Source organism: Vibrio kanaloae, assembly GCF_024347535.1.
In the GTDB taxonomy this organism is placed as follows: Bacteria; Pseudomonadota; Gammaproteobacteria; order Enterobacterales; family Vibrionaceae; genus Vibrio; species Vibrio kanaloae.
Map to the genome: position 1 here is coordinate 887,025 of NZ_AP025498.1, position 25,056 is coordinate 912,080.

The window sequence follows — 25,056 nt, forward strand, 5'->3', positions numbered from 1 at the left end:
GTGAAATCGATAAAGAAAAACCGAGGTGTCGCAGGTATTTTATTCGTTGGTCTTTTGCCTATGATGGTTATTTTCATGGCATTTTCGATGCAAATGTCTCAACAGATGCTGGCGCATACAAGATTATTGGAAGCCGCAGAGGTTGCCAGTTTAGCACTTATTGCGAGCCCTAAAGAGGACGAAGAAAAGAACGTAAAGTATGCACGCTATTTAGTTGATAGATACGTTGTTGATAATACGGACGATGTTGATGTCGCGGTGTTTACAAGCCGTTGTGAGTACAAAGATGGTTGTGTTCAAGCCAGTGGTGAACTTGCTCCGTTTAGTGACTTTGTGGTCAGTGCGACTGCCAAATATACGTCTTGGATCGCGTACGAAGAGATGAACTTAAAGCCAGAGTTTTCGGTGAGTGGGCGAGCAGTTACGCGAAAGTATCTTCCTCAGCCTGTTGATGTCTATTTTATTGGTGACTTTAGTGGTTCTATGGGTAACCCCTGGAAGAACGGAAAAATGAAGTTAGATGTCGTGAAAGAAACCATTAAACGAGTCGTCGATGACATAGAAAAATTCAACACGGAAGAAAAGAGCAGAGTTGCTTTGCTCGGGTACAACCCGCTTCATGTTAAACAATCTGATGAGATAGTGAGACTTAATGCTTATGGTTATCGTGCTTCATGGCGAAAGAAATATGCTTATGACTACGCTCGGAACTCTCCAGCGACAACGGTTAGACGAATGTTTGATAAACCAACCTTGTATAATGAGATCATCGAACCATCGTATGGAATGAGTCAATATGACGTAGAGAGACTTTATAAGCGAAACAATGATTTTGATGATTACTACAAGTTTTATGATATTCCACTGACTGAAGACTATGATAACTTCCGAGCTCAGTTGATGAGCGCACAGTTGAAAGCTGGTGGAGGCACCTCTTCTTGGAACGGGATCATTGCAGCAGCACAAGAGGCAAATAAAGCAACGAATCTAAACCCCGAGCAGGTGTTTATTGTGTTATCTGATGGACGTGATGGGGACAGTAGCTATTTGCAGAGGTTAGTGAATCAAGGGCTTTGTAAAAAACTGCGCTCAACCATATCGGCCAAACGAAATCGCTTCCAAAGTAATGCTCCGACTGAGGCCGAGAAAACGAAAGTTACAATGGGTGTTATTGGTATTAACTACCGTGTGCAAGCAAGTGATGGCTTTGGAGATTGCTTTGGCAAGAAGAACATCTATCACGCTAACGATGGCGAAGATGTATACAAGTATATTTTGAATTTGATTAATGAAGAAACCGGAAAACTAAAGGATTAACATGAGATACCTAGTGATTTTATCTACGATGCTAATGTCTCCATTGGGCTATGCAAACTGCTTGGGCAATGTCGGCGAATACGTCACTTCGAAAACGTTGGTGTCTTCTCATACTGTTACGACACAAGTGACTGGAAAGCTGATAGAGCTTGATGAGAAACCTCAAAATGAGGTTATAAATAGAGAAAGTGAAGTCATTCAAATCACAGTTCAAGATGATGTGTGTTTCTATGACAAAGCGACGCAATCTCTGGTGCTTAATTATCCAACCAATGTGTACCTATTGGATGAAAGCCATAAACAAGTACTAGGGCAGTACCTTAGCTTGGTGGGTGATAAGTCTAAGATTTATATAGAAGGTCACGCAGATAGCTTGGGCAGTAAAAGCTACAACAAAGCACTATCATCTCGCCGTGCAGGACAAGTGGCTAGTTACTTGAAGAAAGATCTTCATCAAGGAAGCCGTATCGTGGAGTATGCGTACGGAGAAAATGCCCCAATTTGTAAGGTCGCAGACAACAAGGCAACAGGTTGTAATCGACGAGTTGTAATTACAGTTAAGTCGTAATGGGCTTTGTTGTCGTTGTCTGTATTTTTATTTTTTGGACCGCGATGTTAAGTGGCGTATAAAGAAAAGGGAGCAAATTTAGGCTCCCCTTTTGTGCGGTTAGTTATGAGATTGATGTCTGACGTATTGATCTTATTGCTTTCTATTTCAATGGTTGAGTTGAAGATAGATAATTGCATAATTCATCATATGGAACAGGACGAGAGAAGTAATAACCCTGCATCAAGTCACAGCCACATGATTTGAGGATAGAGAAATGTTCATTCGTTTCTACGCCCTCCGCCAATACCACCATCCCAAAGTTCTTACCTATTGCAATGATGTTTTGTACCATTGTGAGCGACTGCAGGTCTACAGTAATGTTTTCAATGAAGCTCTTATCTATCTTTAGTTCATCGATAGGGAGTACCTTCAACATACTCAATGAAGAATAGCCAGTACCGAAGTCATCCAGAGAGATCTTAATATCATTTTCTTTGAGGGCCTCGAAAATTGGCTTCACCAAAGTTACATCTTCAATGAACAGGCTTTCGGTGATCTCTAGTGTTAGGCAGCTTGCTGGAAACTGATATTTTTTGAGTACGGTAAGCAAATGATTAGAGAAAGATTTATGTGAAAATTGACGGACAGATATGTTGATCGATAACCCTATTTTTTGCTCGGTTGTCTGACGTAAATGAGCGATTTGCATAACGCTAGACTCGATGATGAAAGTGCCTAGCTTTTGCATTAAACCAGTGCTTTCAGCTATCGGTATAAATACATCGGGTGGAATAAAACCTAGTTCGTCATCAATCCAGCGTACGAGTGCTTCTACACCATGAATGCTATCATCGGCACGGACCAGCGGTTGAAAAACCATGAATAGAGTTTGTTTCTCTATAGCAATGCGTAGCCTTTGTTCTACCTTCATTTTGTAAAGGTGGGCTTCTTGCATCTCCTCCGTGAAAAGACTGTACGAGTTTTGATGCTGTTTCGCCTTATACATTGAGATGTCAGCTGAGCGAAGCAAACTATCTAAGTCTTTTCCGTGTTCTGGGAATATCGCGATACCAATACTGCACCCCAATAAAAATTGAGAATCATCAACATCGTAAGGTTGGGACAGTACTTCTATGATGCGTTCTGCTAGTCGTTTAATTTCGGTATCATTTGTTAGTGGTGTTAGGAATAAAAATTCATCACTGGATTCCCGAACCAATAGACTTAGCCGAGAGCGGAACCTCATTAAACGCAAAGCGATCTGTTTGAGTACCTTATCGCCATAGTCATGGCCATGTGTATCATTGACACATTTAAAGTTATCTATATCGATAAACAATAGTGAGAATTGCTCTGACTCTTGTTCAAGCCATTTGCCAATATTTCTTCGCATGTATAAACGGTTGGGTAGGGAGGTCAATGGGTCGTGATTGGCTTGGTAAATCAGTTGACTCCGGGTACGTTGCTCGTTCTTTGCGATTGACTTAACTAGGACGTAGAAACCGATCTGAAGTAAAATAAAGGCACCGAAGATAATGCCAAACTCTTCTACAAAGATATTATTGATATGAGAAAGATCTGTGCGACCGATTACCCATAGTTTGTAATCTGGGATGTATTTAGCGCTGACTAGTGAGTGGTATGTGTCATCGTTTATGCTGAAAGAGTACGTCTTTTTGTTGGCTTTGGCTTCTTCGATACTGAAAGGAATTTGTTCTAAAAAGCTTTCAATGATTCGTTTCATAACATCATCATCAACGGGCTTCGAATAAGCGTCGAGAGATTCTATATCGCTAGAAAAAAACTGACGATAGTTGTCGGATCTCAGCAAAGTTAGCGTGTTGTAGCTGCCTGCGTGTGCATTGTTTTCGAACACAATCGTGCTGTCTAAGCGTAAACCAGCACTCATGACAGCATCAACATTCTTGCCATCGATTGAAATTGATTTTCTTAACGGGATAACTAGGCTGTTTAAAGACTCTTGAAAGTAAGTCCGTCCCAAAACCATCTTGTCACTCGCCATTGTCTCTAAAAATGAATGTCTCGTGTGCGGGTCTTGGAGTAGATTTTTTTGATCTGATAGCTGAAGGTTAGAGCTGATAGAAATATAGTCGCCCTGAGCGTTGAGCAGCCCAAATGCTGCGACAGCAGGGTGGGTATCAAGTAATTTGTCTAAAAGTGGACGGATTTGAATTGCAGCTGTTCGAGTAAAGTCTGACTGCTGGGCAAGCTGATGCCCAACGACTTCCAATAAAGCTTCTTGGCTTGTTAAGAGAGAGCTAACTGAGCCAGAAAAAAGTTCAACTTGAATATGTTGCTGCTCGATGAAATCATCTTTGTTTGATTGCCACTTAGTTACACCCAACCCAGTGAAAAGTATCAGAGTACACAATACGATCAGAGCGTACAGCGACCAGATATTTTTCTTAAATAGAGCCATGGCATGCCTTTTGTTTGTTACTGTTTTTAACAGGTGAAAGGGACAATATACTGGTTTTTTAGGGTGATGCATGTAATCAAGGATACAAACACCAACAATTAAAGTATCGATAACTGAATAGTATAACGACTACGAGCTGATATTCTTGAGAAAAATATTAGCGTTCAGAGTAGTGATCACTATTAACCTATGATCGATCACAGTTTATGTTAGTCAACAATGTCGCTTGTTATGCAATAGTGCTCATAATTTTTTGGTTTTACATTACGGTAAGCGCTAATCACGTCGCAAAGAATTTATTCCATGGGACTTCAAATCGCCATTTTGAGTAAACTCTTTGCAGTCGCGTACTGTATTCTAATGGTAGTAGCAATAAACGAAGTTGAATTACTGATTTGTAATCGCAATAGGGAGTTGTTCGTTGGCGCCCCATTCCGTCCACGACCCATCATAAACGCCCATTTCACCTGAATACCCAGCGAGTTTAGCGGCTAATAGAATGATACAAGCCGTTACACCCGACCCGCAGCTAAAGAACATAGGCTGAGAGGGCGTTAAATTTAACGCTGAAAAGACGTCAACTAGATCTTCTTGAGGTTTCAATTTACCTGCACTTAATACTTGTGCGAATGGCAGACAAATCGAGTTGGGAATATGGCCGCTGCGTAAGCCTTTACGTGGTTCCGGTACTTCTGAATCGAAACGAGCTTGTGAACGTGCATCGATAATGTTTGCGCTCTTGTTATCGGAAAAACGTTGGATTTGTTGAGCATTTACAAAGTAGTTGTCTTGAATGTTGCCTTCAAAGTTGCCCGGTTGTACCTCTGTTTTGTAGTCGGTGTCCGTTGGGTAGCCGGCTTCTATCCATGCAGGTAAACCACCATCTAAGATGTAAACGCTTTTGTGTCCCATTGCCATAAACATCCACCATGCGCGAGGGGAAGCAAAGGTTCCAGAGTTATCGTAAACCACAATCGTACTGTTTTGGTTGATACCAATTTCTTGTGCGCGTGCGTTGAAGTGTTTTTCGGACGGGAACATGTGAGGAAGTAGGGTGTGCTTATTACAAAAGTCTTTGTCGTAATCGAAACGAATCGCGCCAGGAATCATTTGTCCTTTAATCTTTTCCGACTCGCTTGGGATCTGAAATTCGATACTGGCATCTAGGGTGACGATGTTGTCTTCTGCTAGTAAACGTTGTTGCAGTTGTTCCGGTGAAATGAGTGGCTGATTCATTCTTCTTATGTCCATTTTTGTTGTTATAGCTATTTGTGAAGCTATATCGATTATTGTAGTGACATCGATGAGTGTCGTTATATCGATTAATGTGCAGTTCGACAGTGGATGAACTGATAACTGCTTTGTCCGGTTATTTGATTGTTTAATGTATCAAGTGCGACCACAGAATCAATAGGGCAGTCTGTAGTTGGTGCAATGGAAACGCGAAATACTTGATTATCTTCTGTCTGGACGGTGAGGTAACGTCTATGCCCATCTAGCGATTGAGTAAGGGTGTTCGAAATCACTTTTGCGTGAATGCGCTGTCCTGTCTCTGGGGTCAGAGGGAAATAGGCGAGAGTCAATAATAAGCCCACACCACACATTAAGATAAATATCCCTGTTTTTAACTGTTTCATGAGAGTAAGTCTTTGAAGGTTATCTGTAAAAGAGTAAGTGAGATTACTGGTAAAGTGAATGAAGCCAAGCAGAAAAAAACATTCGGCCTCTTATTTGAATAACACACAAAGTGAATATTTCGACTTACTTTAAATTTATACAGAACCCGTTATGAATTAGTAGCCTGGTTTTAGTGTCCCGTTGTCTCGTGCTGTATAGAAAGCTGCATTGGGCGTGTAAAAAAGCCCTGACTATGGGGTCAAGGCCTTGTGAGCAATACTTAGCAATGAAAACCTAGCAATTAAAACCTACGTATTTAGATGATGGATGAAGGTTTGTCGGCTTTTCCACAAACCGAGCAATTAGGCATCTTCATTAAATTCATTTCCCTCCAACTGTGTGACATAGCATCGAGAATCAATAGCTTGCCTTGTTTGGGTTGTCCAAATTGAGCAATAACTTTGATGGCTTCTAAAGCTTGTGCAGCACCAACCATTCCAAGGATAGGAGCCAATACTCCGGCTTCGACACAGCTTAGCGCTGCGTTGCCAAATAGGGCGCTTAAACATTGGTAGCACGGTGCGTTTTCATCTTGATAAGTGAACACGCTAATCTGACCTTCCATACGAATAGCAGCGCCAGATACTAATGGTGTTTTTGAGGCGTAGCATAAGCGGTTAAGTTGGTTGCGTGTTTCAACGTTGTCACAGGCATCAAGAACTAAGGAGTGCGCTTCAATTAACTTCGCAAGCGCTTCGTCATTCAGTCGATGATCAACGGTCTCAACCGTTAGGTGAGGGTTCAATACCTGCAGTGATTCTGCGGCTGAATCGACCTTTTTCCTGCCAATGTCGGCATCGGTATGAAGTACTTGTCGTTGTAAGTTAGAAAGTTCAACAACATCATCGTCGATAAGAGTTAGCTTACCAATGCCTGCAGTCGCAAGGTATTGAGAGGACGCACAACCTAAGCCTCCTGCGCCTAATACTAGGATTGAGCTCTGTTTCAGCGCTTCTTGGCCTTCAAAATCAAACTGTTTTAGAATGATTTGGCGGTTGTAGCGAAGCATCTCTGCATCAGACAGTATTTCCATCAATAAGCCTCGTTAGTAAAGCGTCGAGTTAAACAGTTGAATCTGAACCGTTTCGCCTACTTCTACACGGCCACGTTCTCGTTCAAGCACCACAAAGCAGTTTGCTAAGCTCATAGAGCGGAAAGCGCCAGAGCTTTGGTTGCCTGTTGTCTCTACCACAAATTGACCGTTTTCAATTGAGTAAATACCACGCTGGTAATCCGTGCGGCCAGGGCCTTTTTTGAATGCAGATTTCGTGATAGCAGGAATAGATTTCGGACCTGCCCACGCAGTATGACCTGCAAGTTTCGCGAGCATAGGTTGTACTAACACGTACATAGTCACCATTGCCGAGACAGGATTACCCGGTAGGCCGCAGAACCATGCGTTATCGAGTTCACCGAATGCGAATGGTTTCCCCGGCTTGATTGCCAATTTCCAAAAGCCGATTTGACCAAGCTCTTCTAGGATGTCTTTGGTGTAATCCGCTTCCCCCACACTTACGCCACCAGAAGTCACGACAACGTCTGCCAACTCTTGAGCTTTCTCAAATGTTTCTTTCAGTGTTTTAGGGCAATCAGGGATGACGCCGAGGTCGATGGCTTCACAACCAAACGCTTCGATGAGCGGTTTAATACCGTAGCGGTTGCTGTCGTAGATCTGACCATCTTCAAGCGGTTGCCCTAATGGCTTTAGCTCATCGCCAGTAGAGAAGAAAGCGACTTTAGGTTTATGTAACACTGTCACGTGGCTTACACCCAATGAAGCAATCATTGGAATGTCACGAGGCGTTAAGCGTTCACCGCGGCTAAGAACGATGTCGCCTCGTTTGATGTCGTCACCCGTCGGGCGAATATTGTTATTTAGTTTGATGTCGTCTTGACGGATCTCAACTCCAGCGTCTGTCTCGACCGTATTTTCTTGCATGATGACAGCATCACAACCTTCAGGGATTTTTGCGCCTGTCATAATGCGAATACAGGTGTTGCTTGGCCATTCGCCTTCAAACGGTTGGCCGGCAAACGATTTTCCCGTTAAAGGTAGAGTTTTGTTGTGTTCTAAATCGGCAATACGCAGCGCGTAACCATCCATTGCTGAATTATCAAAAGGAGGTACGAAAATAGGGGATAGTATATCTTCAGCAAGTACATAACCTAGTGCTTCAGCGAGAGGAAGAGACAGAGTCATTTGGATTGGTTTGATTGGTGACAGCAGCTTATCTAGTGCTTCTTCAATTGGCATTAAGCCCGGAGCGTCGCAACAGCCCATAATTGAAATCCTTTAATCGTTATTATTTTGACTTGGTGGTTGGGTCTATTGAGTTTATGAAAACTCGCCAACGAAATTGCAGCCACCTTAGCATAGTTTACGCCCCGTAAATAATGACCTCCCTTAAAATATGGGTGTATTTATTCAAAATTACGAGTATCCTTGTTTGCCATCCAGACGGGGTAATAGAAAGAGGAAGTTCAATGTCAGGTCTTAGCGAATCAGCGAAGTTAGTTAAAGATGCGCTAGCAAGCCGTGGGTTAGAGACACCAATGAGTCCTAACCAGATTAGCCGAGAAGAGAAAAAGGAACGAATCGAACACCATATGCGTGAGATTCTAACTCTCCTTGAACTTGATCTTACGGACGATAGCCTAGAAGAAACGCCACAGCGTATTGCTAAGATGTATGTGGATGAAATTTTCTCTGGTTTGGATTACGCCAACTTTCCTAAGATTACCGTCATTGAAAATAAGATGGGTGTTCGTGAAATGGTACGGGTGAAGGACATTACTGTGACCAGTACTTGTGAGCACCACTTGGTTACTATTGATGGTAAGACGGCGGTGGCGTACATTCCTCAAGGTAAAATCATTGGTCTTTCAAAAATCAATCGAATCGTCCGGTTTTTTGCACAACGCCCCCAAGTTCAAGAGCGCATGACGCAGCAGGTCCTTGTTGCACTGCAAACGCTATTAGAAACTGATGATGTTGCTGTCACTATGGATGCGGTTCACTACTGTGTGAAGTCTCGTGGTGTGATGGATGCAACCAGCGAAACGACAACAACTGCACTGGGTGGTATTTTTAGATCAAACCCAGCAACGCGCCACGAATTCTTACACGGCCTGCGTTAATACGTCGTTTAAAAAGATTTTAAGGCCTCACTTGTCGGTGGGGCTTTTTTGTATTTGTATAAAGGTGAATTGGGTAGTTTCTACTAAGGTAAATCTAATGAATGGTTATCTTTGGTGTAGATACGCTCTAAAGGAAATATAGAGCGTATAGAGAAAATAGGTAAGCGTTTAAGAGAGGTTAAACAAACGCTTTAAGCGATGAATAAAACCTAATGGTTTATTCTCGGTTTGGTAAATATTGAGGCCATCATAGAAACTACTCATAAACTCTACTCGAACCTCATCGTCCGTGTTTCTGGATACGCGAGATAGCAATGTTGACGTAGCCGCCGCATGATCATTGGCTAGGCTGTAGTCCATTCCTAGTCGTCCTTGAATGAACAACCACAAATGAGTAACTAATTTTAACTGTTGAGCGTTAGCGTTTTGAAATTTGCCGCTATGTTGATTACCTACAGTATTATCGAATACGTTTTGCATCGCTTCACTGGCTTCTTTATGACTCTCAAAGCGATAGCTTACATCGATATGTACTTTCGTTAGTAAGCCGAGCAAAGTCTGACGTGCAGAGTTATCGGACTTGTTCTTACATACGTGCTTGAAAAGAGAGTGGTTTTCTTCGATGAATGACTGCAGCTCTTTCTCATAGCCGGTCGTGACCGCTTTTATTGAGTCTAAACCTGCTTCTTTTAAACATAGGTGAAGTTTGGTTTGCGGCTCCGTAATAGTTGGAAGATCAGTCATGACTTTGTAGCTCTTCCCACGTCACTTCTGCAGATTGCGTGTCGCTATTTACGAACGCCGAATTACCCGACAGCATTACGGAAAGATCCATTGTACGCTTTGTCATCGCTGTTAATTGCTCTATACCATCGTTGTCTAGACGAACAATTTGAGCTTTCAGGTAACCGAATTTGCCTTTGTTCTGCTCCCACCAAACATTCGACTTAGTGTTGAAGCTAAATACACGTACTGACTTAGATAAGCGAGTCGCTTTCTTAACGCGTTCTGGGTCAGGTTCACCCACATCAATCCATTCTAGGATCTGGTCATCTAACGATTTCTGCCATAAATCCGGTTCTTCAATAGTCGACAAACCTTTGGTGAACTGAAGATCCGGTGAAGCATTGATACAGAAAGCGATGATACGAGCCATCATTCGCTGTTCTGTTTCTGAAGGGTGCTGTGCAATCGTTAAATTAAAAGAGTCATAATAGTCGCGATTCATATCAGTTAGAGAGAGTCGAAACTTATAGATTGTGGGTTTGAGAGCCATTGAGAAGGTGTCTTAGGTAGAAATAATGGAGGAGAATATTACCTTAAATCTCCGAATAGTGGGCAAAAAAATAGCCAGCAGAGGCTGGCTATTCTTAGAAAGCTTTAAAATACTAAATTAAAGTACTTTGATGCTGTCAGCTTGTGGGCCTTTTTGACCTTGAGATACTGTGAACTCAACTTTTTGGCCTTCAGCAAGAGTTTTGAAACCGTCGCCAGTAATTGCAGAAAAATGTGCGAATACGTCTGGACCGTTTTCTTGTTGAATGAAACCGAAGCCTTTAGTTTCGTTGAACCATTTTACTGTACCAGTAACTGTGTTAGACATGATGATATCCTAAAATTAAATTTTTATAGTGAGCCAATTGCGGCACTGATAGCATGGAAAAGTTTATTGCTATTGTGTACAACACAACGGGGTTACTAGTAATCCAACGAAATGTTTATATACAAAGAACTTTCTTTCTAGCTGAAGTGGAGTCTAAATCAAATCCGGGGATAGTCAATCGAATCCATAGTGAAAGGTTGCAGAAACTTGGAGGTAGTCAAACTTTGCATTCCTTGGATATCATAGAGTTACAGTTATATGGTGATTTGTTGTAGTTTTTGTGAAAAAGACGGCCGAAATTTATGACCAATTTGGAGTGATTGCACTGTTTTGACACATTTTATTTTGCAGTTAGTCAGCCGCTAATTGGACTTTGATCTCAGTTTTAACGGCTTTTATTTATAAATTTCGTTGTAAGTGTTGCATCTCAATTTTAAAGAGAATCAGGCTACTTTGTTAGGCGATAAAGGTTACCATTGTCAGTGCTGAAGAATATATCGCCGTTTGGTGAAGTCTCGATATCTCTTATCCTCTCACCTAAATCTTCTAGAATGCGTTGCTCTTTTATTGCTTCACCTTGTTCGTTAACCGTCACAATATTGATGTGGGTGAGTTTAAGCGCTCCCGCCAATAGTTTGTCTTTTAATTCAGGATACTTTGCACCTTGGTATACGATCAAACTACTTGGAGCTATTGAAGGAATGTAAACTTTTGCTGGAGACTCAATACCATCTTTGGTTTTTGAATCCCCGACACTGATAGGCCCCCAATATTCTTTGCCGTGTGATGTGACAGGCCACCCGTAATTAGCACCTGCTTTTATTAGGTTTATCTCATCACCACCGCGAGGGCCGTGTTCGATCGACCAGAGTCTTTGAGTCGGGAAGTCGTAAAACAGGCCTTGAGGGTTACGATGACCATAACTCCAAATCTCATTCAAAACCTTGTTGTTATCCTTGAAAGGGTTATCACTTGGCGTGCTTCCATCAGCATTCAACCGTAATATTGCTCCCGCATGAGTTAAGGTGTTTTGGCCGTTATCTCGGTCACCGCGATCGCCTATCGAAAAATACAGGTGGCTATCATCAAAGGTTAGGCGACTGCCAAAGTGGCGCCCTGTGTCGGTTCTGGATTTGGACACAAACACGTCGGTCCAATTGGAAATCTCGCCGTTTTTGTAATGAGCGGAGGCGAGCGTTGTCGTCCCTTGGCCCTCGATGTCTTTACTGTAAGTGACATAGATCTTATTTTTTTCAAAGGGGGAGAAAGCGATATCCAACGCGCCACCTTGGCCTTTGCTCCACACATTTGGCAGTCTGAAAAGTGTGTTTTGCTCGCCTGTTTTCAAATCAACGTGCTTAATGACACCTGTTTTTTCTGTGACCAGCATCGAGCCATCGTTCACATAAGTCAGACCCCATGGAATATCGAGCCCGTCTGTGATCTTCTCTGCCTGCCATGCAAACGCTGAAGTTGATGCCATTGGACCCGATATGATGAGTGCCAAAGCAAAAGAAAGGATACGGTGAGGATTATTCATGGGAGCCTCTTGATTGTTTAACATGATAATAGTTTAGCTTGTGGTTGACCGGAGGAAAGCCCGGATAAGTGAAAAGTGACTATTCAGGAATTTAATTCAACGAGTATTGTATGAGTTAACAAGCTGGCGTATGTTTATCCTGCCATTCTCTATTCGATCACCTCGGAGCACAATGAATACTACCCTCGCAACATCTTCGCTATTTTCTCGGGCTTTATGTTGTCAGGTCAATACCCAAGCAATCCCTTCGTTCAAGCTCTTTACATCATGAGTCGCCGATTCGATTTTAGATCTATCTTACTCGCGTGTTTGGTCATCAGTATCGGCCAACTTAGCATGGGTTTGGTTTTTCCTTCGTTACCTTGGATTGCCAAGGACTTCGATGTCTCTTTAGAACAAGCTCAGCTTCTGGTGAGTGTGTACTTGTTAGGCTTTGGCCCTTCTCAGTTTATTTATGGTCCTATTTCAGACGCTTTGGGACGTAAAAAAGTGCTGTTGAGCGGTTTGTTGATTGCCTTGCTTGGCTTACTGGTGATCATGTTCTTCAGTCATTCATTTTCCGGTATGGTGATGGGGCGCTTCCTACAAGGTCTAGGTACTGGCTGTTGTGCGGTACTTGCTCGGGCATCGACTCGAGACCGATTCAGCGGAGCTGATTTGCCATTGGCGATGTCTTATATCGCGATGGTAGCCTCCATTACACCTTTGATTGCCCCTGTTATCGGCGGATTTATTAACTTTCACTTCGGCTGGAGTATGGTGTTCATCTCGTTACTTGGTTATGTTTCATTGGCTTGGGTGGTATTGGCATTTAAGTTTAAGGAAACCATCACTCAGGTTTCGGTTATTCCTTCTCCAAAGAAAATGCTTTATCAATACAAGGCCTTATTAACTTCTCGTTATTTCATGAGTTTTGCGAGTATCGGTTGGCTTAACTTTAGTTTGATGATTACCACTGTGTCGGTGATGCCATTTATTATGCAAAACCAGATTGGTATGACGTCAGATCAATACGCCATGTGGGCGGTGATTCCTGCGTTGGGAATGCTCGGGGGAACGACCCTTTGTAATCGTATTCGTCCAATACTCGGCAATAAGAAAACGTTGCTTTGTACACCTGTGCTGCATGTTTGTGCTGCGTTGTGGCTATTCTTTTGCCCATTAGATCCTTTATATTTAATGCTAGGTCAGTTTCTGATGATCTTAGGTAATGGTATCGCGTTACCTTGTGCTCAGGCATTGGTGATGTCGCCATACCACAAGAATGCCGGCGCAGCGGCTGCGATGTCAGGTGGTGGGCAGATGGTGGTATCTTCAATGGTGAGTATGGGGTTGGTTCAGTTAGGGTTGGGTGAAGCGTGGCACCTATCGCTTGTGATCATAGTGTTCACACTGATTTCTCTGTTTAATATTTTGCGTGGTTTCAGTTGCCCAGAAGCAAAAGAGGCTCAACTAAGCTAGTGATTGAAGGCTCAAAAAAGCCATTTGATTATTACGATTCAATAGCATTTTGTATACCAAGTGTTTGGTGAAGCTAGAAGGTGAAGATCGTCAATTGAGAGTATGGTTCGCTCATCACGAATTATTTTGATGTTTGAAAGCTGAAACATGTCAGCCCTGTCTCTAGACCAATAAATCCGCTTAATGAAAGAAATGAGAATCAGTTGCGTTATCATAAGCAGCATAATTGAGGATAACTATACAAAATGGAGCATTTATAGCCGCTTCTGTTTTTGGGGGAATTTATAAGCGGTATAGAGGCTGTTCTTTTTGAGTGATAAAAGCCTCTTTAAATGATAAAAGTATTGGTGTAACTAGGGCGTTGCCAACTAAAGAGAATATGAAACCTTGAATATGAACACTCCAGCATTTGATCGTATTAGTCGCGTTTTGGCTTATATCCATTCAAACCTTAGCTCAGCGTTATCGCTAGAAGATATTGCGAAACAAAGCTGCTGGTCTCGCTGGCAACTGCAAAGAGTGTTTCAAGCTGAAACTGGGCTGACAGTGGCTAACTATGTGAGAGAGCTAAAGCTAAGCCAAGCTGCAGAACTTCTGCTTGATGGAAAAGAGCGTGTTATCGATATTGCACTGGGGCTCGGATTCAATTCAGAAATAAGCTTTAGCCGCTCGTTTAAGCAAATGTTTGGGTCTAGCCCAAGCCAGTATAGAAAAGCGGGCAAAAGAGTAGGACTAAGAAAACCGATACAAGTGTCTAAAATAGAAAGTACTTCTGAAAAAAGGGCGTTAAGCTTTGTAGAAGTGCGAATTGATGAAAGAGAGCCTTTCCTCGTTAAAGGGATAACCTCTGAAATCAGCGGTTTGTTTTCATTGACGCAAGATTTTGCCCAAAAAGTCCCTCGGCTTTGGTCGCGCTTGGAATATGAAGTTACCCTTCCTCATGATAGCGCACTTCAATTTGTTGGGGTCGTAGATCTTACTCAGTCTTGTTTTGATGGCACGAATATTCATTATTGGGCTGGGGTTGAGTTACTTGATGGAATTTCAATCCCTCAATTACCGAGTATTATCTCTGATAAATTAGAGGTATTGACTATCCCGAAGCAAACCTACGCAGTTGTTAAACATTGTGGGCCTATTGAGAATTTGCGGCATACTTTAAGCTGGCTTGTGCTGAATTGGCTTCCAAGTTCAGGATATCGTGGTGTGGACGGCTATGAACTCGAAGTGTACCCACTTGGCTACCAAGCAAATGCCGCTGATGCTGAAATGGAATACTGGGTTCCTATTATTAAACCATAATCATATATTTACTCATTATCTTTCTGTAAAACCTTCCTTTCAATGAGGCCAATTGTAGTTTTTGCTGCCAATTGGCTGATTTTCAATCAAATTGAATCAAGTTCTTTTTAAATTTGCACCAAATTGTTAATTATCCCATTCATAGATACATACAATGCAAATGAGATTTATTATTATTTGTGTTAAGTATTGGTATCCGAGGGAATTATGACCACTCACACCCGTTTTAAGTATTCATCACTTGCTGTTGCGTTGCTGACGGCGCTCTCTGCACAAGCGTTGGCGGAAGAAACCGTTACGACGGCAAAGTCTAATATAGAAACTGTCACTGTTCTCGGCAAAGCCTACCGAAATACAGCTACGAAATCGGCACTTGAGCCAGAAGAAACGCCGCAGGGCATTACGGTTATTGATGAGGAACAGTTAGAGCAACGAGGTGTTCAATCTTTGAACCAAGCCCTTCGTTATGCGCCTGGTGTTGTGACTGAAAGTCGTGGTGGTTCAGTCGCTATGTTTGACTCGTACTCAATCCGCGGTTTTAAGACTAATAATGTCAACTATTACGATGGCCTCTCACTTCAACATCTGAATGGTTGGAACTTACAACCGCAAATTGATCCGATTGCAATGCAACAAGTCGAAATATTCAAAGGGCCTACTTCTGTGCTTTATGGAGCGATGCCGCCGGGTGGGATGGTGAACATGATAGCCAAAGCGCCACAAACTGAACAATCAACCAAGGTTGGTGTTGCGACAGGCTCTCGACATCTGCAAGAAGCATCTATTGATACTACAGGTCAGTTTGGTGACAGTGATTTTTCATATCGTCTGATTGCTTTGGCTCGTAAGCAAGATAGCCAAGTCGATAACGCTGAAGAAGAGCGCTACTTAATTGCACCATCTGTTGATTGGCAAGTAAATGAAAAAACACTAATCAACTTTAATCTCTACTATCAAGACGATCCTTCAATGGGTATCAACTCTTCAATGCCTATAGAGGTACTTAAGGCGAGTGATCCATCAGTTTCTGTGGGGGATAAGAATTGGAGTACGTTTGAACGTGAAGTGTTGATGATTGGCTATAAAATTAACCATGACTTCAATAACAATTGGACATTCTTACAGAACGCTCGCTATACCGATGCATCTCTATATCAAGAGAACACATATCACCTTAGTTACGATCCAAGCACACCAAATCAATTAGCACGAGCTCTTTATTCAACAGATGAAAGCTTTAAAGGTTTTGTCATTGATAACCAGTTGAGCGGTATCGTTGATGTTGGTTCAGTAGAACACAACTTATTACTTGGTTTAGATTACCAAGATATGGATGGTAACGTTAACTACTCCTCTTACAGCGCTAGTGGAAGCGGTTTTAATAGTTTTGACCCATTGAATCCGAACAACGACCTACTAGATCGTAATGACGTTACTAAGGGTAACGAGTACCTAGATGACACAACGTCGAGCCAGCTTGGTTTCTACGTTCAAGATCAAGTTCGTTTAGACGCGTTAGTGCTTATTGCTGGCGCACGATTTGACCACTACAAATCGGAAAGTGACTACTACGCTCATGAGTCTGACCATAAACAGTTTACTTATCGTTTGGGTGGTTTGTATCAGTTTGATAATGGACTCGCGCCATTTGCAAGCTACGCGACTAGCTTTGAACCAGCTCCGGGCGTTGATAAGTCTGGTAATGAGTTTGACCCTGAAAATGCTCAGCAAGCTGAAATTGGCGTCAAATACCTGTCTGACGATATGTCGAAAGAAGCCACCGTTTCTTTATTCCATATTGTGAAGCAAGACATGTTGATGACAGATCCAACTAATGTTTATGGGCCAAAAATTCAAGTGGGTGAAGTTGTATCGCAAGGTGCTGAATTATCAGGACGTTGGTTCGCAACGGAAAATTTCGATATTGCGGCAGCTTATACCTACGCTGACATGGAAATCACAGAAGATTCTAGCAATGGTTTAGAAGGAACAACACCAATCTACGTACCTGAACATACTGCAAACGTGTGGGCTAACTACAACGTATTCAGTGGAGTATTAGCCGGTTCTCGGTTGAGTGCTGGTGTGCGCTACGTTGCGGAAATGCAAATGGATGCAACAAATACCCAAGGGAAAGTACCGTCGTATACTGTGGTTGACTTGTCTATTGGTTATGACTTGGGTGCAGCAAGTGAGACTTTATTGGGAGCGACTGCCAACCTAGCAGTGAACAATATTTTCAATGAAGAATATTATGCGTGTTACGACCAGTCCAATTGTTGGTTTGGTGCTGAGCAGTCTGTCGAGATCAGTGTGAACTACGAGTTTTAGTTAACTTGAATTAATAAACGTAAGCAGCCCGTGTGGGCTGCTTTGTCGTTATAGAGAAAATATTTCAAAGTTGTAGTGGTGATATGAAAATCAATTCTTTTACATCCCGTTTTTCTAAAATTAATATGATTGTTACTTCGCTGAGCTTGTTGTTGTCCGCTCAAGCCATCGCAGGCTTTCAAGTTCAGGATAGCGAGGGAAATAAAACATTACCTGCTCAACCTACAAGAGTTGTTGCACTGAACTGGGATATCGCAGAGCAAGTTATCGAGCTGGGAGTTACGCCAGTCGCGGTGCCTGATATTGCAGGCTACAGCGATTGGGTTGTTCAACCTGCGATTCCTGAAGGTGTGACCGATGTAGGGACTCGAACTGAACCAAACTTTTCTGCGCTTAAGAAGCTCAACCCAGATGTGATTCTTATCGCTTCACCTCAAAAAGATCTTCAGGCGCGTCTTTCTGAAATCGCGCCAGTACTTTATTACCAAACATACAGTGAACACCACAGCAATGCCGCGGCTGCCATTGAAAACTTCAAGAAGATTGGTCACTTGCTTGGCAAACAAGAACAAGCGAATAGTAAACTCGCTGCGATGGAAGAACGTATTGCTGTTCTGAAGGCTGAATTAGATAAAGCGTATCCGGGCGACAAACCTAAAGTCACTTCTTTCCGTTTTGCGAGCACCACTTCGGTGTTCATTTATGGCGACAACTCGATTCCACAATACGCATTAGAGAAGCTCGGTTTTGAAAACGCGATGGAGCTTCCTGCCAGTCAGTGGGGTATCAACCAAAAGCGGATGACCGATCTTAAGAACGTGAAAAGTGGTGTTGCACTTTACTTTGAACCCTTTCCATATCAAGACAAGTTAAACCGTTCGCCAATATGGAAGAGCATGCCTTTTGTGCGAAATCATCAAGTGAGCGCGGTAGAAGCAAGTTGGAGCTATGGTGGCGCGATGTCGATCCTATATAACGCAGAAGCCATGGCGAAATCGCTATTGAAGCTAGCGGAGCAGTAATGAAAACCAGTGGTTTAATGGTCGGGGCAGCTTTGTTTTTCGCTGCCCTTGCTCATTTATGGTTAGGACAGTCGGAATTTGGCCCGATTGGTGAGCTTATCTTGTTACTCTCACAGGTGAGTGATCGCGCTACGCTGAACGCAATGGTTGATGACTCATTTGAGCTGATGGCCTTGTTGTATGTCAACTTGCCTCGGTTAGTTATGACTATCTTGGTAGGCGGCACACTCGGCACAATAGGAAGCCTTTTCCAACAGTTGACTCAGAATCGCATGATGTCTCCGTTAACGTTAGGTACATCGTCAGGGGCCTGGCTTGGCCTGGTCATATTGAATGTAGTCGCTCCTATGCTGGTGGCGCAATACTCAGTCTGGTTTGCGTTGATTGGCGCACTGCTAGCAATGGGGCTTATTGTTTCCATTGTTGGTATCAAAAACATGAGCGGCTTGCCCATTGTCTTGGCGGGTATGGCGGTTAACTTGTTGCTAGGGGCATTTGCAACGGCGATTATTCTGCTTAACGACCAGTACGCACAGAACTTGTTTGTGTGGGGGGCGGGTGATTTAGGGCAAAATGGCTGGGAACAAGTGTTGTGGTTAATGCCTAAGTTAGTGCCGATTTTTGCCATATTTTTGTTGGCACCACGAGTTTTGACCCTGCTTTCAATCGGTACGGAAGGGGCTGCTGCGCGCGGCCTCAATATTGGTGCAACGTTTTTTGTATTAATGGCAGTCGGCGTTTGGTTGGTGTCGGTATCGATTACCTCGGTAGGCGTGATCAGTTTTATCGGTTTGATCGCCCCTAATATCGCGAGGCACTTTGGCTTCTTAAAAGCGAAATCCGAACTGATCGCAAGTTGTCTATTAGGTGCTTTACTACTTTGTACTACAGACAGTTTAGCTATCTTTTTGGCTCAATGGTCTGTGGATATGATTCCAACGGGTACCGCAACCGCGGTGATTGGCGCTCCAGCTTTGATCATTATTGCTCGCAAGCAGATGTCCGCTCAAGATCAGTTATTTTTCTCGATGCCTGAGGGGCCAAAGTCTATTTCACCGTTGGCTTACTCTCTATTGGGCACGATGATCTTTGGGTTACTGGCATTAAGCACGCTCTCACAGCCTTCTTCTGATATGGGCTACTTTGTTATTCCAGACGCGTTTGAGTGGTCTATTCGCTGGCCTAGAATGTTAACGGCGATATTCGCTGGCGGCGGTTTGGCTGTCGCAGGAGTGATCTTGCAAAGGTTAGTCTACAACCCACTAGCGAGCCCAGACATCCTTGGGGTATCCGCGGGCGCTGTTTTAGCTTTGATTTTCAGCAGTTTATTCATGGGCTATTCGATTCACTCGTTGAGCCCTTGGATTGCGTTTTTAGGCAGTGCAATGTCGCTGTGCCTATTACTATTTCTTGGTAAGAAACATCAGTTTGCGCCGTCTATCCTAATCCTGACGGGTATTTCGCTGACCGCAGTGTTAGAGGCTTTAGTACAATTCTCTTTAACGCGAGTGGGAGAAGGGAAATACACCTTATTGGCTTGGTTGGCAGGTTCTACCTATCGTGTTGAACCTGAGTCGGCAACGATCATGGCTATCGTGATCACTGTGTGTATTGGTGCCGCTGTACTGTTGAGTCGTTGGGTGACGTTAATAGCCACAGGCCGTCAGTTTGCGAGCGCGCGAGGCCTAAATATCTCAATAGCGTATGCTTCTTTATTGTGTATCGTCGCCATCTTATGTTCGGTAGTCACCACCACAATGGGGCCCGTTGCATTTGTCGGGTTACTGGCTCCGCATATCGCGGCCATGGTGGGGGCTCGTTTGGTTAGAAAACAGATTATCTTGTCGTTTTTAATTGGTGCTGCCTTAATGTTGTTTGCTGACTGGTTAGGGCAAGTAGTGGTATTCCCAGCTCAACTCGCTGCAGGGACGTTAGTTTCCATTATTGGTGGCAGTTATTTCATCTTCTTGTTATTGAAATCTCGAAGAACATAGCTTCTGATCAGGACCTAAAGCCATTGGTAATCAAGGCTATTGGCAATAAAGCTACGAGCGAAAAGCAGTGAATGGAGCGAGCCATCACTGCTTTTTTTTGTTGATGTCGTTTATGTAAGGGAGAGGCGTTAAGCAACGCAGGTCTCGCTTCTTAATGTGCAAGTTTGGCATATGTTAATAAAATGTATAACCTAAAGGTCTGACCACTCTGAAGGTAGCTATCATGCCAAACCTCGATCGTATTACTTGTTCCATTGATGAAAATAAAATTGCCACGGTTGTGCTGAATCGACCCGATAAGCTCAATGCTATTGACATGGCAATGTTCCAAGGTGTGAATAACATGGTGAATCAGCTGAAAAAGAACACCGAGATTCGCGCCGTGATAGTGAAAGGCAATGGGGCTGATTTTTGTTCAGGGCTTGATATTAAATCTCTGTTGACCAGTAAGTCTGGCGCAATGAAGCTTTTGTTCAAATGGTTTCCCACATTACCCAATGCAGCGCAGCGCTTTTCGCTGGGTTGGCGAGATATTCCGTGTCCTGTTATTTTTGCGATTCATGGTCGTTGCTGGGGAGGTGGACTTCAATTGGTCAGTGGTGGTGATTTTAGAATTGCTAGTCCTGATGCGAACTTCTCGATATTAGAAGCAAAGTGGGGTTTGATTCCAGACATGGGAGGCGCAATCGCCTTTAGAGAGCTGATGCGTAAAGATCACACCCTAGAGATGGCGATGACCGCCAAGGTGATCGACAGTAAAACCGCAAAGGAGTATGGGCTTGTCACAAAAATAGCCGAAGCTCCTTATGCTGAAGCTTATGCATTGGCACTGGAATGCGCGAACCGATCGCCAGATGTTGTCGCTGCTAACAAGAAACTCTACAACAAGACTTGGTGGTCAAGCCCTGGCATGGCTGTATTTTATGAGACTTGGTATCAGATAAAGGTAGGGCTAGGTAAGAACAGAGCGATTGCCGCTCAGCGTGAAATGAACCGTGACAAACCACGTTCTTATGTAGCGAGGAAATTTAAATAGTAATTACTGGTATAGGAGTGATCGTTGGTTGTGCTTTCAAGGTTGGTATCTACAAGGAAAAAAACTTTTCTGAACGATAGATAATGGACCCGATCAAACTGAATAAAGCTGTTTATGGAAATGAACGTTTTTTATACTAAAGCGCCGCTCTCTTAATCTAGATTAAGTTTTCCTCGTCTTATTCTCTGTAGTATCCGCCTGAATCAGTGCCCATGCTTAATGGGTAACTCGCGTAATACGATTTTGAGAGGAAGACACTTGAGCACTTTGTTTACAGAAACCCACATTGGCAAGATGACACTAAAGAACCGCTTCATGAGAAGTGCAACGTGGGAAAATATGGCCACCGAAGATGGCCATATGACAGATAAACTGTACGCTATCTATGAAGAGTTGGCTCAAGGTGAAGTCGGCATGATCGTGACGGGTTACGCGAACATCGTTGAAGAAGAAAAGCCAAATGCGGGCATGATGGGGATGTATAACGACTCATTCATTGCAGAGTATCAGAAGCTGACTCAACTGGTGCACGATAACGACTCTAAAATCGTGATGCAATTGGCTTATGGTGGCACCAAAACCACGCATGATCTTGACGAACGAGTGATCTACGCACCCAGTGAGGTTCCAGAAAAAGGAACTCAAACACTAGGCAAAGCGATGACCAAAGATGAGATCGACTACATTGTTGATGCCTTTGCTCAAGCGTCTTTGAGAGCACAGAAGTCAGGTTTTGATGGCGTTGAAATTCATGCTGCTCACACTTACCTGATTAATCAGTTCTTAAGCCCTTACTACAACCAACGTGAAGATGAGTACGGCGGTAGCTTAGAAAACCGCATGAGATTCTTGTTAGAGATCTATACCGCGACGCGCAAGCTGGTGGGTGATGATTTCCCTATCTTGGTTAAGCTTACAGCTTCGGAGTTTTTTGAAGGTGGCGTGACCTTCGAAGAAACACGTATTGTGTGTAAAAAGCTTGAACAAGTGGGCGTGGATGGCATTGTGGTGTCAGGTAATATTCATGGTAAAGCAGACACTATGATTGGCGAGTCGCACGATGGTTTTACCATTCAAGCTGAAGGCTACTTCCATGAGTATGGCCACGCGATCAGTCAAGACGTTAATATCCCAGTTATCACGGTTGGTGGCCTAACGGATTTTAATGCTATCGAAGCGATTGCAAACAACACAGGCATTGAATACTTCGCGCTTTCAAGGCCGCTGCTTTCTGAACCGCATTTAGTTAAGCGTTGGAAGGAAGGGGATAGAAGCCCTGTAGAATGTGAACGATGCTCTAAGTGTCGCACTAAGCGCGGCAACTTCTGCGTGGTGAATAAAGACAGAAAAGTACAGCTTGCTCGTATGTAACCTCTGGACTTAGATATAAGTGTGAGCCAAATCTATAACTGAGTCTAAAAGTTGGAGCCTGTGTAATACCTCAGGCTCATATTTGTATCAGCCTTCCGTAAACGATATTTTAAATCTTATTAGTCACACTTCTCGCTTGTTGAGTGTTCCTTTTGTTGATCTATTCAGCAGTTACTACCAGTTTAATCAAATATTTGTACTTCATCGTTGACCTTACCCTAAGGGTAACGTTTATAGTTGCTGTGTAAATTCAAAGGTAAGCTATGACAAACACATTCCGAAAAACTTGGATTATTGTTTTCAGCATCATTGCGATGTTGATGTCTAGTTATGCCTCAAGCTCTGCAGCCTTGATGACTGAAGTAATGATGATGGAAATGGGGTCGAGCAAGTCGGCTTGTTACCACAGCGATACTTCGGTTAATGATTCAATGGCAGGGTGTCATGTGATGAGTGAAGAAGTACGCGCTGAAGACTCTAACATGAGTGCCCATGCTTTGATGGCTCAATTCGATATGTCTTCAATGAGCGAAGACGGCAGTCCGATGATGGGTAACCATTGTTCGAGTGCCGATTGCTGTGCCTCAATGTGTTCTGCAAGTCCCTATCCAATCCAGGCTGTTCAAGCCGTTGATCAACTTTCCTTTTCATTAGCTCGTTTTCAATCGGTCACGATTGGCCAGAAAGTCGCACGCGCTCAATCTTTGCTACGCCCACCTTCCGCATAAATCTATATCTAAAAATACAGCTATATCAGTTAGATAAATCTGATAAGCCATTCTTTTTTATGCGCTAATTAGCGCTAGATATGGACATTCATTGTGAATATGAAACCAACAACCTCTGTGTTTGTCATGAACACGAGCTTAGTGGTTGCTGCTGCCTTGCCTATGGCCTTGTTTTCAAGTGCTACGCTCGCGGCTACCACGGCGTCAGCTTCAAATGCTCAACGCATTTCAGCACATGACCAAGCAAGCTCGACGCAGCAACTCAATACACTGATTGAGATTGCGTTAAGCGAAGATGGAAATCGCAAGCAGTACTTTGCTCAGTCTCAAGCGATGCGAGAAACGGGCATTGCCAGCTCGACCTTAATGGATCCTAAATTAAAAGTTGGATTTGGCGGTTTGCCTGTCGATAGCTTTCAATTCGACGAAGACCCGATGACCAATATATCGGTAGGGTTGATGCAGCAGTTTGAGCGTGGCGATACGCTTAACCTCCAACAGAAAAAGGCAGGCCAACAGGCAGATGCTTTAGCTTTGCAGGTGCAAGCAAGAGAATTGACGGTTGCGAATAGCATGACGCAGCTTTGGCTTGAGTTAGGTTATCAACAAAAAGCTGAGTCGGTGATTCGTCAAAATCGTCGCTTGTTGGTTGAGCTTGAAAACTATGTACAAACCAATTACTCAATTGGTAAAAGTGAAGCGCAAGATCTGCTTAATACTCAGCTTCAAGTGAGCAAGCTTGATGAGAAACTTCAGGCAAACCAGCAGGTTCAGCGCCGCTTAATCTCTCAGCTTTCTGAATGGTTGGGGTCTGATTGGTTAGGCTCTCAGGTTCTTGATTCTCAGGGCACACTGAATGCAACTAACCAAATCGATTGGCCGTTGTTGGAAAGCAAATTAGCGACCAATATCGATTCAACTACGCACTACCAGTTACTGAATGACCATCCTTTGGTTAAGATCTCCGATGTCAGTATTTCCTCCAATCAAACTCAGGTTGAGTTAGCTGAGCAAGCTTATACCCCGCAGTTTGGGGTGGAAGTTATGTATGCACACCGTCAAGCCAATAACATGGCGGGTGAACCAGCTTCTGATCTTGTGAGTGCTTATCTGACAGTCGACATCCCGCTGTTTACAGGGAACCGACAAGATAAAAACTTATCGGCTGCTCAGTATCAAGTTGGTGCGGCTAAATCTCAAAAAGACACCTTACTTTCCCAAATGAACGCGCAAGTGAACGCATTGCTGGTGGACAGAGCAAATCTGATCCAGCGATTAGATCGCTATCAAACGTCCTTGCTTCCTCAAACTGCAGCACGAATCAGCGCGGTTGAAAGGGGCTATCAAAACAATACCGCTCAGTTTAACGATGTCATTTTAGCAACGACCGATGAGCTGGCGCTTAAGTTAGAGCAACAACGTTTGATCACCGATCTCAACATCGTTAACAGCAAACTGGCGGCGTTAGTCAGTGGCTTTGAATACCAAGTAAACCAACCACAACTCAACTCAAGCGCAACTAAACACACAGCCAATCAATAAGGGA

The 25,056-nt window shown here is 43.3% G+C and carries 21 protein-coding genes; 12 read left to right on the top strand and 9 right to left on the bottom strand.

The window, feature by feature from the left end; translation table 11 throughout:
• Positions 1-1,317, top strand: coding sequence for a VWA domain-containing protein (locus OCV24_RS18135; protein ID WP_150877325.1), 1,317 nt, complete (start codon positions 1-3; stop codon positions 1,315-1,317).
• 1 nt (position 1,318) lies between these two features.
• Positions 1,319-1,885 (top strand): OmpA family protein, encoded by a 567-nt coding sequence (locus OCV24_RS18140; protein WP_150877323.1) that lies wholly within the window; start codon positions 1,319-1,321, stop codon positions 1,883-1,885.
• Between the two features lie 142 nt (positions 1,886-2,027).
• On the opposite strand, the gene OCV24_RS18145 is transcribed toward OCV24_RS18140, so the two are convergent.
• The 5 genes from OCV24_RS18145 to moeA all read right to left on the bottom strand — a co-directional run bounded on the left by OCV24_RS18145 (position 2,028) and on the right by moeA (position 8,265).
• Entirely contained in the window at positions 2,028-4,307 is a 2,280-nt protein-coding gene (locus OCV24_RS18145) for a putative bifunctional diguanylate cyclase/phosphodiesterase (RefSeq protein ID WP_150877321.1), read from the bottom strand.
• Positions 4,308-4,694: 387 nt separating this feature from the next.
• On the bottom strand, positions 4,695-5,543 hold the full coding sequence (locus tag OCV24_RS18150) for a sulfurtransferase (protein ID WP_017058115.1): 849 nt from the start codon (positions 5,541-5,543) through the stop codon (positions 4,695-4,697).
• An 86-nt stretch (positions 5,544-5,629) separates the two neighbouring features.
• Complete coding sequence (locus tag OCV24_RS18155; RefSeq protein WP_029627234.1) at positions 5,630-5,944, bottom strand: hypothetical protein; 315 nt, start codon at positions 5,942-5,944, stop codon at positions 5,630-5,632.
• 296 nt (positions 5,945-6,240) lie between these two features.
• Positions 6,241-7,017 (bottom strand): molybdopterin-synthase adenylyltransferase MoeB, encoded by a 777-nt coding sequence (gene moeB, locus OCV24_RS18160; protein WP_146442493.1) that lies wholly within the window; start codon positions 7,015-7,017, stop codon positions 6,241-6,243.
• Between the two features lie 12 nt (positions 7,018-7,029).
• The gene (gene moeA / locus OCV24_RS18165) at positions 7,030-8,265 is read right to left on the bottom strand and encodes a molybdopterin molybdotransferase MoeA (RefSeq protein ID WP_150877319.1); all 1,236 of its coding nucleotides are present in this window, start codon (positions 8,263-8,265) and stop codon (positions 7,030-7,032) included.
• Between the two features lie 203 nt (positions 8,266-8,468).
• On the opposite strand from moeA, the gene folE reads away from it, so the two are divergent.
• The gene (gene folE, locus OCV24_RS18170; RefSeq protein ID WP_017058118.1) at positions 8,469-9,122 is read left to right on the top strand and encodes a GTP cyclohydrolase I FolE; all 654 of its coding nucleotides are present in this window, start codon (positions 8,469-8,471) and stop codon (positions 9,120-9,122) included.
• Positions 9,123-9,290: 168 nt separating this feature from the next.
• Here folE and OCV24_RS18175 read toward each other — a convergent pair whose 3' ends face one another.
• From OCV24_RS18175 to OCV24_RS18190, 4 genes are all read right to left on the bottom strand, one after another.
• Positions 9,291-9,866, bottom strand: a complete 576-nt coding sequence (locus OCV24_RS18175; RefSeq protein WP_150877317.1) for a hypothetical protein — start codon at positions 9,864-9,866, stop codon at positions 9,291-9,293.
• Positions 9,859-10,398, bottom strand: a complete 540-nt coding sequence (locus tag OCV24_RS18180) for a YaeQ family protein (protein ID WP_137007887.1) — start codon at positions 10,396-10,398, stop codon at positions 9,859-9,861. Before OCV24_RS18180 ends, OCV24_RS18175 begins: the two co-directional genes overlap by 8 nt.
• A 117-nt stretch (positions 10,399-10,515) precedes the next feature.
• Positions 10,516-10,725 (bottom strand): cold-shock protein, encoded by a 210-nt coding sequence (locus OCV24_RS18185; RefSeq protein WP_017058122.1) that lies wholly within the window; start codon positions 10,723-10,725, stop codon positions 10,516-10,518.
• A gap of 448 nt (positions 10,726-11,173) precedes the next feature.
• Positions 11,174-12,265, bottom strand: coding sequence for a PQQ-dependent sugar dehydrogenase (locus tag OCV24_RS18190; protein WP_137007886.1), 1,092 nt, complete (start codon positions 12,263-12,265; stop codon positions 11,174-11,176).
• A 267-nt stretch (positions 12,266-12,532) separates the two neighbouring features.
• Between OCV24_RS18190 and OCV24_RS18195 the strand changes: the two genes are divergently transcribed.
• The 9 genes from OCV24_RS18195 to OCV24_RS18235 all read left to right on the top strand — a co-directional run bounded on the left by OCV24_RS18195 (position 12,533) and on the right by OCV24_RS18235 (position 25,052).
• Positions 12,533-13,726: a multidrug effflux MFS transporter gene (locus tag OCV24_RS18195; RefSeq protein WP_029627236.1), complete on the top strand. Its 1,194-nt coding sequence runs from the start codon at positions 12,533-12,535 to the stop codon at positions 13,724-13,726.
• A gap of 393 nt (positions 13,727-14,119) precedes the next feature.
• Positions 14,120-15,028 (top strand): AraC family transcriptional regulator, encoded by a 909-nt coding sequence (locus OCV24_RS18200; RefSeq protein WP_046224906.1) that lies wholly within the window; start codon positions 14,120-14,122, stop codon positions 15,026-15,028.
• Between the two features lie 207 nt (positions 15,029-15,235).
• Entirely contained in the window at positions 15,236-17,359 is a 2,124-nt protein-coding gene (locus OCV24_RS18205) for a TonB-dependent siderophore receptor (RefSeq protein ID WP_150877315.1), read from the top strand.
• 83 nt (positions 17,360-17,442) lie between these two features.
• Complete coding sequence (locus tag OCV24_RS18210; protein WP_150877313.1) at positions 17,443-18,381, top strand: iron-siderophore ABC transporter substrate-binding protein; 939 nt, start codon at positions 17,443-17,445, stop codon at positions 18,379-18,381.
• Positions 18,381-20,375 (top strand): Fe(3+)-hydroxamate ABC transporter permease FhuB, encoded by a 1,995-nt coding sequence (fhuB, locus tag OCV24_RS18215; RefSeq protein WP_150877311.1) that lies wholly within the window; start codon positions 18,381-18,383, stop codon positions 20,373-20,375. Before OCV24_RS18210 ends, fhuB begins: the two co-directional genes overlap by 1 nt.
• A 223-nt stretch (positions 20,376-20,598) precedes the next feature.
• Complete coding sequence (locus OCV24_RS18220; RefSeq protein ID WP_150877309.1) at positions 20,599-21,411, top strand: crotonase/enoyl-CoA hydratase family protein; 813 nt, start codon at positions 20,599-20,601, stop codon at positions 21,409-21,411.
• Between the two features lie 315 nt (positions 21,412-21,726).
• Positions 21,727-22,782, top strand: a complete 1,056-nt coding sequence (locus tag OCV24_RS18225) for an NADH:flavin oxidoreductase (RefSeq protein WP_233896478.1) — start codon at positions 21,727-21,729, stop codon at positions 22,780-22,782.
• A 263-nt stretch (positions 22,783-23,045) separates the two neighbouring features.
• Complete coding sequence (locus tag OCV24_RS18230) at positions 23,046-23,510, top strand: hypothetical protein (RefSeq protein WP_102507917.1); 465 nt, start codon at positions 23,046-23,048, stop codon at positions 23,508-23,510.
• A 99-nt stretch (positions 23,511-23,609) separates the two neighbouring features.
• On the top strand, positions 23,610-25,052 hold the full coding sequence (locus tag OCV24_RS18235) for a TolC family protein (RefSeq protein WP_146449772.1): 1,443 nt from the start codon (positions 23,610-23,612) through the stop codon (positions 25,050-25,052).
• The last annotated feature ends 4 nt before the right edge of the window (positions 25,053-25,056 follow it).

Coding starts and splice junctions, on each gene's coding strand:
- OCV24_RS18235 (WP_146449772.1), top strand. CDS start 23,610: ATGAAACCAACAACCTCTGTGTTTGTCATGAACACGAGCTTAGTGGTT.
- OCV24_RS18220 (WP_150877309.1), top strand. CDS start 20,599: ATGCCAAACCTCGATCGTATTACTTGTTCCATTGATGAAAATAAAATT.
- OCV24_RS18200 (WP_046224906.1), top strand. CDS start 14,120: ATGAACACTCCAGCATTTGATCGTATTAGTCGCGTTTTGGCTTATATC.
- OCV24_RS18180 (WP_137007887.1), bottom strand. CDS start 10,398: ATGGCTCTCAAACCCACAATCTATAAGTTTCGACTCTCTCTAACTGAT.
- OCV24_RS18145 (WP_150877321.1), bottom strand. CDS start 4,307: ATGGCTCTATTTAAGAAAAATATCTGGTCGCTGTACGCTCTGATCGTA.
- OCV24_RS18225 (WP_233896478.1), top strand. CDS start 21,727: ATGAGAAGTGCAACGTGGGAAAATATGGCCACCGAAGATGGCCATATG.
- OCV24_RS18150 (WP_017058115.1), bottom strand. CDS start 5,543: ATGAATCAGCCACTCATTTCACCGGAACAACTGCAACAACGTTTACTA.
- fhuB (WP_150877311.1), top strand. CDS start 18,381: ATGAAAACCAGTGGTTTAATGGTCGGGGCAGCTTTGTTTTTCGCTGCC.
- OCV24_RS18185 (WP_017058122.1), bottom strand. CDS start 10,725: ATGTCTAACACAGTTACTGGTACAGTAAAATGGTTCAACGAAACTAAA.
- OCV24_RS18190 (WP_137007886.1), bottom strand. CDS start 12,265: ATGAATAATCCTCACCGTATCCTTTCTTTTGCTTTGGCACTCATCATA.
- OCV24_RS18195 (WP_029627236.1), top strand. CDS start 12,533: ATGAGTCGCCGATTCGATTTTAGATCTATCTTACTCGCGTGTTTGGTC.
- OCV24_RS18205 (WP_150877315.1), top strand. CDS start 15,236: ATGACCACTCACACCCGTTTTAAGTATTCATCACTTGCTGTTGCGTTG.
- OCV24_RS18230 (WP_102507917.1), top strand. CDS start 23,046: ATGACAAACACATTCCGAAAAACTTGGATTATTGTTTTCAGCATCATT.
- OCV24_RS18140 (WP_150877323.1), top strand. CDS start 1,319: ATGAGATACCTAGTGATTTTATCTACGATGCTAATGTCTCCATTGGGC.
- OCV24_RS18210 (WP_150877313.1), top strand. CDS start 17,443: ATGAAAATCAATTCTTTTACATCCCGTTTTTCTAAAATTAATATGATT.
- folE (WP_017058118.1), top strand. CDS start 8,469: ATGTCAGGTCTTAGCGAATCAGCGAAGTTAGTTAAAGATGCGCTAGCA.
- moeA (WP_150877319.1), bottom strand. CDS start 8,265: ATGGGCTGTTGCGACGCTCCGGGCTTAATGCCAATTGAAGAAGCACTA.
- OCV24_RS18155 (WP_029627234.1), bottom strand. CDS start 5,944: ATGAAACAGTTAAAAACAGGGATATTTATCTTAATGTGTGGTGTGGGC.
- moeB (WP_146442493.1), bottom strand. CDS start 7,017: ATGGAAATACTGTCTGATGCAGAGATGCTTCGCTACAACCGCCAAATC.
- OCV24_RS18175 (WP_150877317.1), bottom strand. CDS start 9,866: ATGACTGATCTTCCAACTATTACGGAGCCGCAAACCAAACTTCACCTA.